We start from the raw sequence: 15,141 nt of genomic DNA, 5'->3' as shown, positions 1-15,141 counted from the left end.
AAGACATAAAATTGATTCAGTAGCTCCAATTTGCTTGGTTTAGCATTATCGCCAGCGTCAAATTGCGTTATTTGATTCTCAGTTGTGTTCCACGCGAGGTTTTTTACCTGTGGTTCAGTTTCATATTCAGCCTGAAAGCGACATTCCGGCTTCCACCCAGCTTTATGATCAAATCTGGTTTGCGATCGCTTCTCGTCAGTTTCCCCCCGGTCATCGCCTGCCCAGTACGCGGCAGCTAGCCATGCAGACCGGGCTGCATCGCAATACCATCAGCAAAGTTTACCGCCAGCTAGAAGAAGCCGGAATTGTTGAAGCACAGCCTGGCTCAGGTATCTATGTTCGCGCTCAGGGGGGAGTAGACGGGGCTAAGCCGCAGTCGCCGCTATGGGATCAGTTTCCCAAAGCCCGGGAGGTGGTGGAGCATAGCCTAGACGAACTGCTGCGGCAGGGATCCTCGCTGCATCAGGCCAGAGAGCTGTTTTTGGCCGAAATTGACTGGCGACTGCGCTGCAGTGCGCGGGTTTTGGTAACAACGCCCCGGCAGGATATTGGGGCCGGGGAAATGATGGTGCGAGAGCTAGAGCAGGCGCTGCAGATTCCAGTGCAGCTCGTGCCGCTAGAAGAACTTGACGATGTTTTAGCTCAGGCGCGATCGGGTACGGTTGTCACCAGCAATTACTTTTTGAACGAGGCGGAGGCGATCGCTGGGCCTAAGTCCGTACGGGTAATTCCCATTGATATTTATGACTACGCGGCTGAACTCAACCGCCTCAAGCAGTTGCCTAAAGATACGTCTTTGGGCATGGTGAGTATCAGCTCTGGAATTTTACGGGCGGCTGAAGTCATCGCCTATAGCCTGCGAGGAGATGACATTCTTGTAACGACGGCTCAGGCCGATGATGCCTACAAGCTCAAAGCCTTAGTGCGCAGTGCTAATACTATTTTTGTCTTTGATCAGCATAGCTTGCCGCTGGTCAAAGAGGCGATCGCCGCTGTCCGCGAAGACCTGATTCGCCCACCCCAAATCATCTGCAGCGATAACTATGTGGGTGAAAAATCGATTTCCCTGCTGAAGCGAGAACTAGGGCTTGATTAGTCCACGAAAAACAATAGCTGCTGTGACGGATCTGGCTAAAAAGTTAGTTCAGAAAGCCGTTAACGGCCTGTAAATACTGCTCTGGTGCCTCCAGCATGGGGAAATGCCCTGTTCGCGGAATCAGAGCGTATTCAATTTTTTCGTTAAGATCCGCCGCAGTTTTCCCTAGCTTGGCCGGGGTAATCTTATCAAACTCGCCTGCAACCAGCAGCGTTGGCACAGAAATCTGGCTAAATTCATCGGGCATTACCTCCGTGGCTTTCTGACTCACCGAGGTGAAGATAGTTCCTAAGGCCGTCTCATAGTCCGCCATCAGAAAATCCGCCAAAAACGCTTGCTTTTCAGCGGCGGGAATAGGACGGCTCAAAAAACGGCTCATAAAGAAAGTAGGCATCAGCGGAATCTTGCTGAGCCACTGGGGGCGCAAGGCCACAACATAGCCACCAAACCGATAAAAGGCTTCAAAAGCAGCCTTGTCATACTCAAATACGCCATTGCAGGTTAAGATCGCCTGCTTCACGCGATCGCCATGCTGATTCAGAAAGTAAACCGCCACCGTTGCGCCCATCGAGTGCGCGTTGAGATAAATCTGCTCTAGCCCCAAAGCGTCCAGCAGATCGGCTAAGTCTGCGGCAAAGGTGTCTAACTCAAAACCTCTATCTAGAGTTGCTTGGCGGTGGTCTGCGGGAATCTGGGAGCGCCCAAATCCTCGCATGTCGTACAGCAAGCAGTTGAACTTATGGGTGAAAGCCTGCGCCGGACGCTGCCAGTAGCGAGCTGAGCCTGCCCAACCATGCAAAAATACCAGAGTTGGTTTGCCGCCTACCTCAAAAGAGGACGACTCTGTAATCCACTCATAGTAGTGGGGAACCCCCTTGACATTGACGTAGGGCATGACGGCTAGGCTGATTCGGGCTTGGGCAGCGAGGAGGGATGAACCAGGAGTTCCGCTGTCGATCGCTTTTCCACCATTTCCCGCGTCACCATACAGCGCTTCACGTCCTTACGTGAAGGCAGCTCATACATAACGTCCAGCATTAGCTCTTCCACAATGCCCCGCAAAGCTCTAGCTCCGGTTTTACGCCGGTAGGCTTCTCTGGCGATCGCCCGAATCGCGTCTGGTTTAAACTCTAAATTAACGTTGTCCATGCGCAGCAGCTTCTGGAACTGCTTCACCAGCGCGTTTTTGGGTTCCGTTAAAATTTCGACCAGCGCATCTTCATCTAGCGGATCAACGACTGAAATAGCCGGAATACGACCAATGAATTCCGGAATCAGGCCAAACTTCACCAAATCTTCTGGTTCTAGGTTTTGCAGAATATCGGAGGCCCGCTTTTCGCGCGTCTGCTGAGCGTCGCCGGGTTGAATAAAGCCCATCGTTTTTTTGCCGATGCGCTGCTCAACCATCTTTTCTAGGCCGACAAAAGCCCCCCCGCAGATAAACAGGATATTACTGGTATCAATTTGAATACAGTCCTGATAGGGATGCTTGCGTCCCCCTTGGGGGGGCACGTTGGCAACAGTGCCCTCTAGCATCTTCAAAAGCGCCTGCTGTACCCCTTCACCGGAGACATCACGGGTAATTGAGGGATTTTCGCTTTTACGAGCAATCTTGTCAATTTCGTCAATGTAGATGATGCCGCGCTGGGCTTCCTCGACATCTAGATCCGCCACCTGCAGCAGCCGCAGCAGAATGTTTTCAACGTCTTCGCCAACGTAGCCTGCCTCAGTCAGGGTGGTAGCATCGGCAACGGCAAAGGGAACCTCCAAGATGCGAGCCAGGGTCTGCGCCAGCAGCGTTTTACCGCACCCGGTAGGGCCAATCAGCAGAATATTGGATTTCTGCAGCTCCACGACTTCCTCAGATTCGCTGCGATTTTGGCTGTAGCTCAGCCGCTTGTAGTGGTTATAAACCGCGACTGACAGCACTTTCTTGGCCTCGTCCTGACCAATGACGTGCTCATCAAGATACTTTTTGATTTCGCGCGGCTTAGGAATTTGGTTGAGGGCGATGGGGCTGGTCGAACTGCGCCGTCTTTCAGGGGGAGCTTCCCGGCGCTGCACGGGCTGAGAAACTGCTGCGCTAGAGTCAAACAGCTCTTCATCTAAAATTTCGTTACACAGATCGACGCATTCATCACAGATATAGACTCCCGGGCCTGCGATTAGCTTGCGCACCTGTTCCTGAGACTTACCGCAAAATGAGCACTTGAGATGGGAGTCGTACTTAGACATAGTTGCCTCTTATTTCAGCGCTGCTACGTTTGAACTGGAGGACAGTTCTTTCTGCTCAATTACCTGGTCAATCAGACCGTAGGCTTGAGCGTCATGAGCTGACATGAAAAAGTCACGCTCCGTATCTTCTTGAATACGTTCTAGAGGCTGGCCTGTATGCTGAGCCATTAGCTCATTCAGCCGCTGTTTGTGGTAGAGGATTTCTCGCGCCTGGATTTCGATATCTACTGCTTGCCCTTGCGCCCCTCCTAGAGGTTGGTGAATCATAATGCGAGAACTTGGCAGAGACATCCGCTTGCCTTTAGCGCCGCCGCTGAGCAGAAAGGCCCCCATACTAGCCGCTAGACCATAGCAAATAGTCACTACATCCGGGCGGATTTGCTGCATTGTATCGTAAATTGCCATGCCCGCCGTGACTGAGCCACCTGGCGAATTGATATAGAGCTGGATATCTTTTTCTGGCTCCTCAGCGTCTAAAAAAAGAAGCTGAGCCACAATCGAGTCAGCAATCGCATCATCTACCGGGGTGCCTAAAAAGACAATACGCTCTCTCAGCAGACGAGAGTAGATATCAAAAGCTCGCTCTCCCCGCCCTGACTGTTCAACCACCATGGGCACAACGCTCTTAATTTGCGCGGTAGCCGTAGCGGTTGGGCTAATGCTGGTTAAAACAGAAACTGGTGTCTTCGAAAAGGCCATATAGGGCTAGTTGCTCAATTAACGGTTTGCGGTCAGATAGATTTGCAGCTTATTAGCCTAATCCTCTCATATCCGACTCCTCCCATCATTATGCCTTAACTCCCTGTTTGGATTGGCGCTTGTGTTATGGAATCCTTTCGAGAAAATAGCATTCGTTAACATTGGACGCAAATACCCCAGAGAGTCTAGCGCTTCGGTCGGGGGCAAAATTGCCTCAGACTGGGAGGAGTAGCCATCTCTATTTAAGTTCTGCAGCCTCAGAGGCTGTCTCAGCCGATTCCGCCTCGGCTTCAGCCGAAGTCGCTTCTACATCAACGACGGTTTCAGAGGCCGGAGGTTCTGTCTCTGCGGCGGCCATTTCATCTGCTTCATCTGGCGATAGGGTGCCTTCTGGGACAAGTTCAACCGTGCTGTTTTCCTCCAGCCACGCCAAGATCTTTTCCTTGAGCAAGTCTTCCCGCACAATCTCGTTTAGCCGCTCCATGTCGATATTTTTAGGATCTTCAACCTCGGCTAGCATTTCGTCAGCGCGGGTTTTAATCTCGGACTCTTCGACGGCAATATCTTCCTGCTTAGCCACTTCTCCCAGGGCTAGAGTACGCTTCAAACGAGCGATCGCTTCAGGTCGCGCCCGCTCCCGCATATTGGCCACAATATCCTTGGTTAGCAGCTTTTTAATATCAATCCCTTGATTGCCCAACTGCATAGCCGTCTGCGTTACCAGATAGTCCACTTCGCGCTGGACTAAGGTTTGCGGCACTTCTGCTTCTAGGTGGCTGACTAAAGCCTCTAGCAGAGCGCTTTCTTTATTCGACTGGGTCTGTTTCTCCGCGTCCTGGCTGTAGCGTTCTTCCAAAGAAGCTCGCAGCTCTGCCAGAGTCTCAAACTCACTCACCTCTTGCGCAAAGTCATCGTCTAGCTCAGGCAGTTCCTTCTCTTTGAGCTCTTTCAGCGTGATTGTAAAGACTGCCGGCTGGCCCGCTAGCTCCTGCTGCGGATAGTCTTCCGGGAAGGTAACTTCAATATCCTTAATCTCGTCGGGCTGCATACCCACAATGCCGTCTACAAAACCGGCAATAAACCGACCTTCGCTCAGCTCTAGCTGAAAGTCTTCGGCACTGCCCCCTTCAAATTCTTCTGGTTCTTCACCCTCAATCAGGCGCTTGCCAACAAAATCAATGACCACGACATCACCTGCCTCAGCGGCCCTGTTCTCAATGGGTACCAGCGTAGCCAGATTCTCACGGTAGTCCTCTAAGACTGAGTCTACTTTTTCGGGTTCGTACTTGATCTCTTCTGCCTGAACCGAAAGATTTTTATAGTCCGTTAGAGAAACTCTAGGCGGCACGTCCACCGTTGCCGAGAAAGTCAGCACTTGTCCAGGCTGATACTGAGCGATTAAATCCTCAAAAGAGGTTTTGAGCTGATAGTTACCGATCGCCTCAATTTTTTCCTGCTCGACAGCCTGTTCCACAGCATCTTGAACCAGCTCCTCAATGGCAGCAGCTTTTACCTGAGCCTGACCAAAGCGCTGTAACAGAACTTGACGGGGAACTTTCCCTTTGCGAAACCCAGGAATATTCGCAGAGCGCATAAACTTACGCAGCACCTGATCGTATGCCTGCTTTGACATCTCTGCGGGGATCTCAATTTCTAAGCCAATCTGGCTATCGGGCAACTTTTCCTGAGTAACTTTCATCGAATTCCTTAAATTTTTAGCAACTGATCCAGCTCCGGACTATCCGTAAACGAGACCCTTTCTTCAATTAATCGCAGTTAGCTATCATAGCGGATTCTTCCCAGCAGCGAGTATCTACCGTAAGGAATCTTGCTAGGAAAGCTGGACGGCGTGGCAGGGCTATCGAGATCAAAGCGGCGGAAAGTTAAGACAATTAAGGCAAAAAGACTGTGGAAATTAACAAAGTTAAATCAATAAAGCTGGCTTAATTTTGCTAGCTACAGTAGTGTGGAGTGAGCTTTAGCGATATTGTGTAGGCATCTGCCTTGACGCCTCTCAGCCCGCTTCAGGCGCTCAGGCCATCAATGTCAAGAAATTTCTGTCCGACACTTCTGAACACTAAGAGACTCTCACAGCCCACCGGCAGCAACGCAGCTCAACGTTCCCCTTAGCCAGAACAGCCAAAATTTATCGCTTGGCGCTGTAACAGAATTTAAACCCCTGCCAAAGCCAACTATCTTCAACAGTTTTACTCACTTGCCTTGATCTCTAAATCAAATCCTGTACAACAAACTTTAAGGAGGAACCTCGCTTGTCCCAGTCTTACAGAGTTGCCGTTTTAGGTGCCACAGGTGCTGTAGGCACAGAATTACTTTCTCTGCTAGAGAGCCGTCAGTTTCCCATCGCCGAGTTAAAGCTACTGGCTTCTGCGCGCTCAGCGGGTAAAAAAATTGCTTTTCAAGGGGCTAACCTCACTGTTGAGCCGCTAGATGAACATGCTTTCGATAATGTTGATTTGGTGTTGGCCTCTGCGGGTGGCAGCGTTTCGCGGCAGTGGGCACCTAAAGCAGTTGAGGCAGGTGCTGTTGTCATTGATAATTCCAGTGCGTTTCGGATGGATCCTCAAGTGCCCTTAGTGGTGCCTGAGGTGAATGCGGCGGCGGCAGGTCAACATAGCGGTATTATTGCTAATCCCAACTGTACGACAATTTTAATGAGTCTGGCGGTTTGGCCGCTCCATCGGGTGCAGCCAGTGCAGCGAATTGTGGTGTCGACCTATCAGTCTGCGAGTGGAGCTGGTGCCCGGGCGATGGAAGAGGTGAAAAAACAGGCGCAGGCAATCCTAAATGGAGAAACCGCGATCGCCGAAGTCTTGCCCTATCCGTTAGCCTTTAATCTTTTTCCCCATGACTCCAAGCTGACAGAGGCGGGGTACTGCGAGGAGGAGATGAAGATGGTCAATGAAACCCGCAAGATTTTTGGGGCTGAGTCGCTCAAAGTTACGGCCACCTGTGTTCGGGTTCCCGTCTTACGGGCACACTCAGAAGCCGTTAACTTAGAATTTGAACAGCCTTTTGATATTGCCTCGGCCAGAGAAATTCTGTCTAATGCCCTTGGTGTACGGCTGGTAGAGGACTGGCAGGCAAACCATTTCCCCATGCCTATTGAAGCTAGCGGTCAAGATGAGGTGCTAGTTGGTCGAATTCGGCAAGACCTATCCCATCCATGTGGGTTAGAACTGTGGTTAAGCGGCGATCAGATTCGCAAGGGAGCTGCCCTGAACGCGATTCAAATTGCTGAGCTGCTGGTGGCTAAGCGCTGGTTAGCGGTACCGACCCTAGCTTAGACAAGAGAGCTGACAGCTGCTCGGTTTTCGGGCATAGAAACAAATTGACGATTGTTTCATTTCTGTCAGCGGTTTCTGGAAAAAAGCTGTCTTCAAGTCTTTTGTGATTAGAATGCAGAGATAAGGCCAAGTTTCATGAACGTAAGGAGCTTAAATGGGCACAACTGAGTTCGGGCAAGTCCTGACTGCTATGATTACCCCTTTCAACCGGGAAGGCGCGGTCAACTACGCTCTAGCAGAAAAGCTTGCTGCCCATTTAGCTGACAACGGAACTGATACCCTAGTTGTCTGTGGTACAACTGGGGAGTCTCCTACCCTGAGCTGGGATGAGGAATATACTCTCTTTCGCGTTGTGCAGCAGGCCGTCTCAGGCAAAGCCAAGATTATTGCTGGAACCGGCTCTAACTCTACCCAAGAGGCGATTTCGGCGACGCAAAAGGCCAGTAAACTGGGTTTAGAGGGGGCGTTGCAGGTAGTGCCCTACTACAACAAACCGCCGCAGGAAGGGCTTTATCTGCATTTCAGCAGCATCGCTAAAGCCGTACCTGACTTGCCTTTAATGCTCTACAACGTACCTGGGCGGACTGGGCAAACCCTCCTACCAGAGACAGTAGCCCGGCTGGCAAAAATACCCAACGTTGTGGCTATTAAGGAGGCCAGCGGTAATTTAGATCAGGTCAGCCAGATTCGGCGATTAACTCCGCCTGAGTTTGCCATTTATTCCGGTGATGATGCGCTAACGCTGCCGCTGCTGGCAGTCGGCGGTATCGGCGTTGTTAGCGTTGCCAGCCATCTAGCGGGCAAGCAGATGCAGCAGATGATTCAGGCATTTAAGACTGGGCAAGTAGAGCAAGCAACTGCCATTCATATTCAGCTTTTACCGTTATTTAAAGGACTTTTCCTGACGACTAATCCCATCCCTGTTAAAACAGCACTGGCCCTGCAAGGCTGGGACGTTGACTACTTCCGTCTACCCCTATGCGCAGCCCCACCAGCCCTTAAGCAGGAGCTACAGGATATTTTGCAGGCTGTTGAGCCGCAGTGAAAAGTTGGGCGCTGGGTTGGTAGGGGCGATCGCTGAACCCACACAAGTCTCTAGAACAATTGAATAAACTTTTTCCATCGACAATCTCTCTAGATTTGCGCCGGCCTGTCGTTTTCCGGTCTTAGTCCCACCCCAATTTTTTAACCTTACATTTTTATCTGTTAGGAGTTCTATCCCTGAATGTTTACAGAACAAACTGATACCAATCAAGCCCTGAAGGTGATTCCTCTAGGCGGACTGCACGAAATTGGTAAAAATACCTGCGTCTTTGAAACCAACGACGAAATCATGCTGCTAGACGCCGGACTTGCCTTTCCGACCGATGGTATGCACGGCGTCAATATCGTGCTGCCAGATGTCACCTATCTGCGTGAGAACAGCCACAAAATCAAAGGCATGATTGTGACTCACGGCCACGAAGATCATATTGGCGGGATTGCCTTTCACCTGAAGCAGTTTGATATTCCGGTGATCTACGGCCCACGGCTGGCTATGGCCCTGCTAGAGGGCAAGCTAGAAGAGGCCGGTGTGAGCGATCGCACTGAGCTGCGGACTGTACGCCCCCGCGAAATGGTGCGGATTGGCAAATCGTTCATTGTTGAGTACATCCGTAACACTCACTCTATTGCCGACAGTTTTACGGTGGCGATTCATACGCCCGTCGGCGTCGTCATTCACAGCGGCGACTTCAAGGTAGATCACACCCCTGTTGACGGTGAGTTCTTTGATTTTCAAAAGCTAGCCGAGCATGGAGAGCGAGGCGTGCTGTGCCTGATTAGCGACTCAACCAACGCGGAAGTTCCTGGACACACCCCCTCTGAGCGATCGGTTTATCCCAACTTAGATCGGACATTTGCCCAGGCTGATGGGCGGCTCTTGGTTACAACCTTTGCTTCTTCAGTACACCGAGTCAATATGATTCTTGACTTGGCCAAGAAGCACGACCGGGCTGTGTTTGTAGTTGGGCGATCGATGCTTAACGTAATTGCCCATGCCCGCAGCCTCGGCTACATCAAGTGTGATGATGATCTATTCCAGCCGCTGAAGGCGCTCAGTCAGTGGCCCGATCACAAAGTCCTCATTCTGACAACTGGCTCGCAAGGGGAACCAATGGCGGCTCTTACCCGCATTTCCAATGGCTCCCATCGGCAAATTAAGGTCAAACAGGGAGATACCGTTGTTTTCTCGGCCAACCCCATTCCGGGTAACACCATTGCCGTCGTCAATACCATTGACAAGCTGATGATGCAGGGGGCCAAAGTCGTCTACGGCAAAGATAAGGGCATTCACGTTTCTGGTCACGGCGCGCAGGAAGATCAAAAGCTGATGCTGGCGCTAACTCGACCCAAATTCTTCCTGCCCGTACACGGCGAACACCGTATGCTGGTCAAACATGCGGAAACGGCTCAGAGCATGGGCATTCCGGCTGAGAACATGGTGATTATCAATAACGGCGATATCGTTGAAGTTGCCCAAGACCATATTCAAATCGTGGGTCAGGTGCCTTCAGGTATTGAGCTAGTTGACTCTTCACGCAACGGCCTGGTAGCCCGCGACGTGCTCAAAGAGCGGCAGCAATTGGCAGAAGATGGCATGGTGAGCGTTGCGGCGGCTGTTAGCTGGAACGGTGAGTTAGTGGCCCAACCCGCCGTTCACCTGCGGGGCGTCGCCAATGCAGCAAATCCAGAACGTTTAGGGCAGGCTATTCACAAACTGATCAAGACTGCCCTGCGGGAAAACTGGTCAGCCGTTTCCAGTCCGTCTCAAAATGGGTTGCCCAATGTGGACTGGCAAGAACTGCAGTTTAAAATTGAGGGAGAGCTGCGGCGTTTTCTCAAGCGAGAGCTGCCAAAGCGATATCCGCTGGTTGTTTTTCTGCTGCAGCAGCCTGCGGCTGAAGCCTATAAAGCGGAGAAAACCAAGCCAACCGTAGCTGTTTCCTAACACTAGCCGGACGTAGCTGGCTGAGATAGGACTTAGAGGCATATTGCCTAAGTAGATCTTGCCTATCTCAGTCAGTTCTACTAGCTGTTTTAATTCTTAACATTTCCTTCTCGCCGTTCGCTTCTAAAATTAGGCGTGCATTTTCAGACGGAATATGCTAGAAAAAAGCCAGTTCTATGATTTTAGGGCTGCTCTAGCGTTATAATTCATTTCAACAGAAGCTAACGCTTAGATATAGCTTTGATGACCCTGCGATAGTGATTGAGCCAGCGGGGAGTACCCGTATCTGAGGTCTTCTGTCAGAGTTTCTTGAATTTTGGCACCGGCTTGACCTCCAGATCTTGCATGTAGTAATCGTGCCCTTTTCACGCGGACGTGATGTCCTTTTGGCTGAGTTTACTAGCGCAGACTCAATTCTCACAGAGTTGTGGGGATTGAGTTCATTAATAGGAGATTCTCTAGAATTCTTCTGTTACCGATCGACCCGTATTTTAGCCTTACACCAGTCAATTCGTTGCAAGGATCTTACTAATGCCGTAGCTGGTGATAGTATTTGAGGAAATTGAATGCCAAAGCAAATTATTATTGCTGAGCAGCATCGGATTGCTGCTGTTTTTTCGGAAGACCAGATTCAAGAGCTGATTGTAGCCACCGGCAGCCACCAGGTTAGTGATATTTACCTGGGGACTGTAGAGAATGTTTTACCAGGCATTGATGCTGCCTTCGTCAATATTGGAGACAGCGAACGTAACGGCTTTATGCACGTGACCGATTTGGGGCCGCTGCGGTTAAAGCGCTCGGCTGGCTCTATTACTGAACTGCTGGCTCCCCAGCAGAAGGTGCTGGTGCAAGTCATGAAGGAGCCGACCGGCAATAAAGGCCCACGCCTGACTGGCAACATTACTTTGCCGGGCCGCTACCTGGTGCTCATGCCGTTTGGCCGTGGAGTTAACTTATCTCGGCGCATTCGCAATGAAAATGAGCGCCATCGCCTGAGAGCCCTGGCAATTTTAATCAAGCCAGCCGGCATGGGACTGCTGGTGCGCACTGAGGCCGAAGGGATACCTGAAGAAGCGATTATTGAAGATCTAGAATTCCTGCAGCGACAGTGGGAAAGTATTCAACAAGAAGCGCTTTCCAGCCGTCCGCCCGCTTTGTTAAACCGAGACGATGACTTTATCCAGCGGGTGTTGAGAGATGTCTTCAGCACAGATGTCAATCGCATTGTGGCTGACTCTCATACCGGATTGAAGCGAGTAAAGCAGCATCTTTCTAACTGGAATGCAGGCAAGTCGCCTCAGGGAGTTCTCATTGATCATCATCGCGATCGCGTTCCGATTTTAGAGTACTTCCGCGTGAATGCGGCTATTCGCGAAGCCCTGAAACCCAGAGTAGATTTGCCCTCTGGCGGATATATCATCATTGAGCCAACTGAGGCTTTAACAGTGATTGACGTCAACTCAGGCTCATTTACGCGCTCAGCCACTGCCAGAGAAACTGTCTTGTGGACCAACTGTGAAGCCGCCGCCGAGATTGCGCGGCAGCTACGGCTCAGAAACGTGGCCGGTGTAATCATCGTTGACTTCATTGACATGGACTCTCGGCGCGATCAGATGCAGGTGCTAGAGCACTTTAGTAAAGCACTGAGATCCGATAAAGCCAGACCTCAAATTTCTCAGCTTTCCGAGCTTGGACTGGTAGAGCTGACACGCAAACGTCAGGGTCAAAATATCTATGAGCTGTTTGGGAAACCCTGTCCGACCTGTGATGGCTTAGGGCATCTAGTTCATCTGCCAGGCGAGAAAGTCAGAGCTAGCGCGGAACCGACGGAAGCGCTGCGAGAGTATAGAGGCGCTCCTGCTGCTCCTGCCAGTGCCTCCAGCGTGCCAGCCCCCAAGCTAGACAGTCGTACGGAAGACTTGGAGCCACAGGCAGATTTGCAGGAGCTTGATTTAGTCAACCATCCTAGCTATCAGGAGAAGGGGAATACCAAGAACAGCAATCGTCATCGGCGGCGGCGGCGGCCTGCTGATAACTTACCTAGCCGTAGCCCGCGTGAGCAAGAGCGAGAGAGTGGACCGGCTGAGGATAAAACTACTGAACCAGAGCTAGCGGCAGAAACCAGTAAGCCTAGCAAACTCAAAAGTAACGGTCGCAATGAGCGGAAGCAACCCCCTGAGGTGATCGCGGTTGAGATGACGCCGGAGGAGCAAAAAGTATATGCCATGATGGGTATCTCGCCTTTGGTGCTCTCCAACCAGGAAGTCAAAGATCCTCGCTCTGCAATTATTTCAGTGGTCTTACCTGGCGAAAAAGTGGCAGAACCCAAGCTCAAGTCAGAGACGGCTGACACGGCTCAGACAGTGGCCGCTCCTAAAAAATCTGTTAGCGTTAGCGTTGGCGCGGATGCTGCCGTGGCTACTTCGGACCCTGGTGATGCTGCCGCGGCAGCTAAAGCAGAGAATTCAGAGGAGAATAGCGGTGAGGGTGACAATGGCATCGTGCGGCGGCGACGGCGGCGGCGGTCTTCAGCCGAAACAGCTACCGCTGAGGCTAACTGATCTCTCTGAGACAAAACCACAGCTTACGTCTGAACAAATTGCCGGGGTGGACGAGGTAGGCCGGGGGGCTTTATTTGGACCGGTGGTAGCGGCGGCTGTAATTCTAACGGCAGCCAGCATTGAACCGCTTGTCGCTGCTGGTGTGCAGGATAGCAAGCAGCTGACACCCCAGCGGCGATCGCGGCTCTATCAGGTTATTCTAGCTGCCGCCGTTGACTGCAGAATTGGCATTAGCTCGGCCTACGAGATTGATCGCGTCAATATTCTGCAGGCTACATTCCTGGCAATGAGGCGAGCGATTCTAAGCTTGTCGCCGGCACCGCAGCTTTGCCTGATTGACGGTAATCGAGCTATTCCTAATCTGCCTATTTATCAGGAAACCTGGATTAAAGGCGATCAGCGCTCGGTAGCGATCGCGGCAGCCAGCATTATAGCTAAGGTTTGGCGCGATCGCCTCATTGTTCGCTTAGCTCAGCGCTATCCCCACTACGACCTAGCGTCTAACAAAGGATATGGCAGCGCTAAACACCGAGCCGCCCTGTTAAGGCTAGGGCCAACCCGCCAGCACCGTAAATCATTTAAGCCCTGCCAAGATGGGAACATTGCGTCAAAGGCGGTTAACCGGCAACTACTCAATTAGCTTCGGAGCAGGTTTCGGCGGCTGGTTCTGACTCTGCCCACTGCGCGTAGTCTACCAGTAGCTGCTGAACAAGACGCTGTTTGATAGTTGCTAAAATGCCGCGCAGCAGGTGATTGCCGGCAGACTCGATTAAAGATTTGGGCGTGAACCGAAGCGCGGGCGGCAGCTCAAACTTGACGGTCAGATCAGCCTGTCCGACTAGGTGTGTTTCTGCATTCTTAGACCGAGGCTCTAGCCACCCCTGCAAATCCAAATCAAAACGCTGATTAATGTATTGGTTACCGCGAATTTCACAGTCAGTTGAGCGTAGCTTGACGCTGCCAGCCTCACTCACCTTGACTTCTAGATCCACAACGGGCTGAATCTTCAAAACGATAAACTTGAACGGCTGCAGGCTGAAACGAAACCTATCAAATCCCAAGGTTTCAACCTGCTCAGGGTTCATCAATGCCTGTACAAGCCGCCGGGTTTTTTGCAGGTAGTGCCTGATCGGAACGGATTTTGTCGGCACCGCCATATTGACTGATTGTGAAGCTGAAAACTGGAGCATTTTTAGAAGAACATAAATCGAAATAGCGCTATACCAATCAGAGAGTCTTTATAGAATTTAGCGCTTGTAGCCTGTCTGTCTGGTCTATTTACTGAGCGATCGCACTATGCTGGCTTAAGCAGGTACTTACCGACTCACAGTAACTATCAACTCATTGTATGTCGCTTGTTATTGCCCATCTAGGCCCTCGGGGAACATATTCAGAAGCTGCCGCTGTCGCCTACGTCAGCTGGCTTGAGCAAAATCACAGCCAATCCGCCAGACTACAGACTTATCCCAGTATTACGCAAACCATCAAAGCAACCACTATCGGCGAAGCTGATTTAGCGGTTGTGCCGGTTGAAAACTCAATTGAGGGGGGAGTCACTTCGACACTAGATAGCCTCTGGCAGCTAGATCGCTTACAAATTCAGCAGGCACTCGTCTTACCAATTCTCAATGCCTGTTTATCTAAAGCTCAGGACTGGTCAACGATTGAAAGAGTCTATTCCCATCCCCAAGCCTTGGGCCAGTGTCAGGGCTGGCTAGACCAGTATCTGCCGCAGGCCCAGCTAGTACCGACGCGCTCAACCGTAGATGCTCTGCAGTATATTTCAACAGACTTACAGGCGGCGGCGATCGCCTCGCGCTGGGCCGCTCGGCTCTATGATCTGCCCGTTCTGGCCTGCCCAATCAATGACCATGCTGAGAACTGCACTAAATTTTGGGTTGTGGGACAGTCTCAGGCAGGACAGGGAACACAGACCTCGCTAGCGTTTAGTCTGCCAGTAAATGCTCCCGGTGCCCTGCTTAAGACTTTGGAAATTTTCGCTAATCAGAATATCAACCTTAGCCGGATTGAATCTCGGCCAACCAAACGCTCCCTAGGTGACTATCTTTTCTTTGTCGATATTGAGGCTGATGCTAGCCAAAGCAAAGTTCAAAAAGCCTTGGAAGGATTAAAGCGCTGCACTGAAACGCTAAAAATCTTTGGCAGCTATGGCACTATGCAAATCAGCGAAACCGAATTAGCCCCTATTTCACCCGCCTCTACCGACTGAGCGACGCCAATCCAGTTTCACTCAAT

At 51.2% G+C, this 15,141-nt stretch carries 12 protein-coding genes; 7 read left to right on the top strand and 5 right to left on the bottom strand.

Annotated features, from left to right (window positions below):
* The first annotated feature begins 109 nt into the window (after positions 1-109).
* Positions 110-1,096, top strand: a complete 987-nt coding sequence (locus QJQ48_RS09980; RefSeq protein ID WP_346291077.1) for a GntR family transcriptional regulator — start codon at positions 110-112, stop codon at positions 1,094-1,096.
* 43 nt (positions 1,097-1,139) lie between these two features.
* On the opposite strand, the gene QJQ48_RS09975 is transcribed toward QJQ48_RS09980, so the two are convergent.
* From QJQ48_RS09975 to tig, 4 genes are all read right to left on the bottom strand, one after another.
* The gene (locus QJQ48_RS09975; protein WP_346291076.1) at positions 1,140-1,991 is read right to left on the bottom strand and encodes an alpha/beta fold hydrolase; all 852 of its coding nucleotides are present in this window, start codon (positions 1,989-1,991) and stop codon (positions 1,140-1,142) included.
* A 5-nt stretch (positions 1,992-1,996) separates the two neighbouring features.
* Positions 1,997-3,331 (bottom strand): ATP-dependent protease ATP-binding subunit ClpX, encoded by a 1,335-nt coding sequence (clpX, locus tag QJQ48_RS09970; protein ID WP_346291075.1) that lies wholly within the window; start codon positions 3,329-3,331, stop codon positions 1,997-1,999.
* A 9-nt stretch (positions 3,332-3,340) separates the two neighbouring features.
* On the bottom strand, positions 3,341-4,030 hold the full coding sequence (gene clpP, locus QJQ48_RS09965) for an ATP-dependent Clp endopeptidase proteolytic subunit ClpP (RefSeq protein WP_346291074.1): 690 nt from the start codon (positions 4,028-4,030) through the stop codon (positions 3,341-3,343).
* A 238-nt stretch (positions 4,031-4,268) separates the two neighbouring features.
* On the bottom strand, positions 4,269-5,729 hold the full coding sequence (gene tig / locus QJQ48_RS09960; protein ID WP_346291073.1) for a trigger factor: 1,461 nt from the start codon (positions 5,727-5,729) through the stop codon (positions 4,269-4,271).
* Between the two features lie 571 nt (positions 5,730-6,300).
* Between tig and QJQ48_RS09955 the strand changes: the two genes are divergently transcribed.
* The 5 genes from QJQ48_RS09955 to QJQ48_RS09935 all read left to right on the top strand — a co-directional run bounded on the left by QJQ48_RS09955 (position 6,301) and on the right by QJQ48_RS09935 (position 13,525).
* Positions 6,301-7,335 (top strand): aspartate-semialdehyde dehydrogenase, encoded by a 1,035-nt coding sequence (locus tag QJQ48_RS09955; RefSeq protein ID WP_346291072.1) that lies wholly within the window; start codon positions 6,301-6,303, stop codon positions 7,333-7,335.
* A gap of 154 nt (positions 7,336-7,489) precedes the next feature.
* A complete protein-coding gene (dapA, locus tag QJQ48_RS09950) occupies positions 7,490-8,380 on the top strand; it encodes a 4-hydroxy-tetrahydrodipicolinate synthase (protein ID WP_346291071.1) in 891 nt (296 codons plus the stop codon).
* Between the two features lie 180 nt (positions 8,381-8,560).
* Positions 8,561-10,324 carry a ribonuclease J gene (locus tag QJQ48_RS09945; RefSeq protein WP_346291070.1) on the top strand — a complete coding sequence of 588 codons (1,764 nt, stop codon included), beginning with the start codon at positions 8,561-8,563 and terminating at the stop codon, positions 10,322-10,324.
* 566 nt (positions 10,325-10,890) lie between these two features.
* The gene (rne, locus tag QJQ48_RS09940) at positions 10,891-12,885 is read left to right on the top strand and encodes a ribonuclease E (protein WP_346291069.1); all 1,995 of its coding nucleotides are present in this window, start codon (positions 10,891-10,893) and stop codon (positions 12,883-12,885) included.
* Complete coding sequence (locus QJQ48_RS09935) at positions 12,818-13,525, top strand: ribonuclease HII (protein ID WP_346291068.1); 708 nt, start codon at positions 12,818-12,820, stop codon at positions 13,523-13,525. The genes rne and QJQ48_RS09935 overlap by 68 nt, the downstream gene beginning before the upstream one ends.
* On the opposite strand, the gene QJQ48_RS09930 is transcribed toward QJQ48_RS09935, so the two are convergent.
* Complete coding sequence (locus QJQ48_RS09930; RefSeq protein ID WP_346291067.1) at positions 13,518-14,042, bottom strand: DUF1997 domain-containing protein; 525 nt, start codon at positions 14,040-14,042, stop codon at positions 13,518-13,520. The genes QJQ48_RS09935 and QJQ48_RS09930 overlap by 8 nt on opposite strands.
* Before the next feature lie 191 nt (positions 14,043-14,233).
* On the opposite strand from QJQ48_RS09930, the gene pheA reads away from it, so the two are divergent.
* Entirely contained in the window at positions 14,234-15,115 is an 882-nt protein-coding gene (pheA, locus tag QJQ48_RS09925; RefSeq protein ID WP_346291066.1) for a prephenate dehydratase, read from the top strand.
* Positions 15,116-15,141: the final 26 nt, after the last annotated feature.

The organism is Sphaerothrix gracilis Ecp01, from assembly GCF_030405905.1.
Taxonomy (GTDB): domain Bacteria; phylum Cyanobacteriota; class Cyanobacteriia; order Phormidesmidales; family Phormidesmidaceae; genus Sphaerothrix; species Sphaerothrix gracilis.
Note: the sequence above shows the minus strand (reverse complement) of the source record. Positions and strands in the feature narration are given on the sequence as shown.

Excerpts from the sequence above, each read along its gene's own strand:
- QJQ48_RS09975 (WP_346291076.1), bottom strand. The coding sequence starts at position 1,991 with ATGCCCTACGTCAATGTCAAGGGGGTTCCCCACTACTATGAGTGGATT.
- clpX (WP_346291075.1), bottom strand. The coding sequence starts at position 3,331 with ATGTCTAAGTACGACTCCCATCTCAAGTGCTCATTTTGCGGTAAGTCT.
- clpP (WP_346291074.1), bottom strand. The coding sequence starts at position 4,030 with ATGGCCTTTTCGAAGACACCAGTTTCTGTTTTAACCAGCATTAGCCCA.
- tig (WP_346291073.1), bottom strand. The coding sequence starts at position 5,729 with ATGAAAGTTACTCAGGAAAAGTTGCCCGATAGCCAGATTGGCTTAGAA.
- dapA (WP_346291071.1), top strand. The coding sequence starts at position 7,490 with ATGGGCACAACTGAGTTCGGGCAAGTCCTGACTGCTATGATTACCCCT.
- QJQ48_RS09945 (WP_346291070.1), top strand. The coding sequence starts at position 8,561 with ATGTTTACAGAACAAACTGATACCAATCAAGCCCTGAAGGTGATTCCT.
- rne (WP_346291069.1), top strand. The coding sequence starts at position 10,891 with ATGCCAAAGCAAATTATTATTGCTGAGCAGCATCGGATTGCTGCTGTT.
- QJQ48_RS09935 (WP_346291068.1), top strand. The coding sequence starts at position 12,818 with ATGGCATCGTGCGGCGGCGACGGCGGCGGCGGTCTTCAGCCGAAACAG.
- QJQ48_RS09930 (WP_346291067.1), bottom strand. The coding sequence starts at position 14,042 with ATGGCGGTGCCGACAAAATCCGTTCCGATCAGGCACTACCTGCAAAAA.
- pheA (WP_346291066.1), top strand. The coding sequence starts at position 14,234 with ATGTCGCTTGTTATTGCCCATCTAGGCCCTCGGGGAACATATTCAGAA.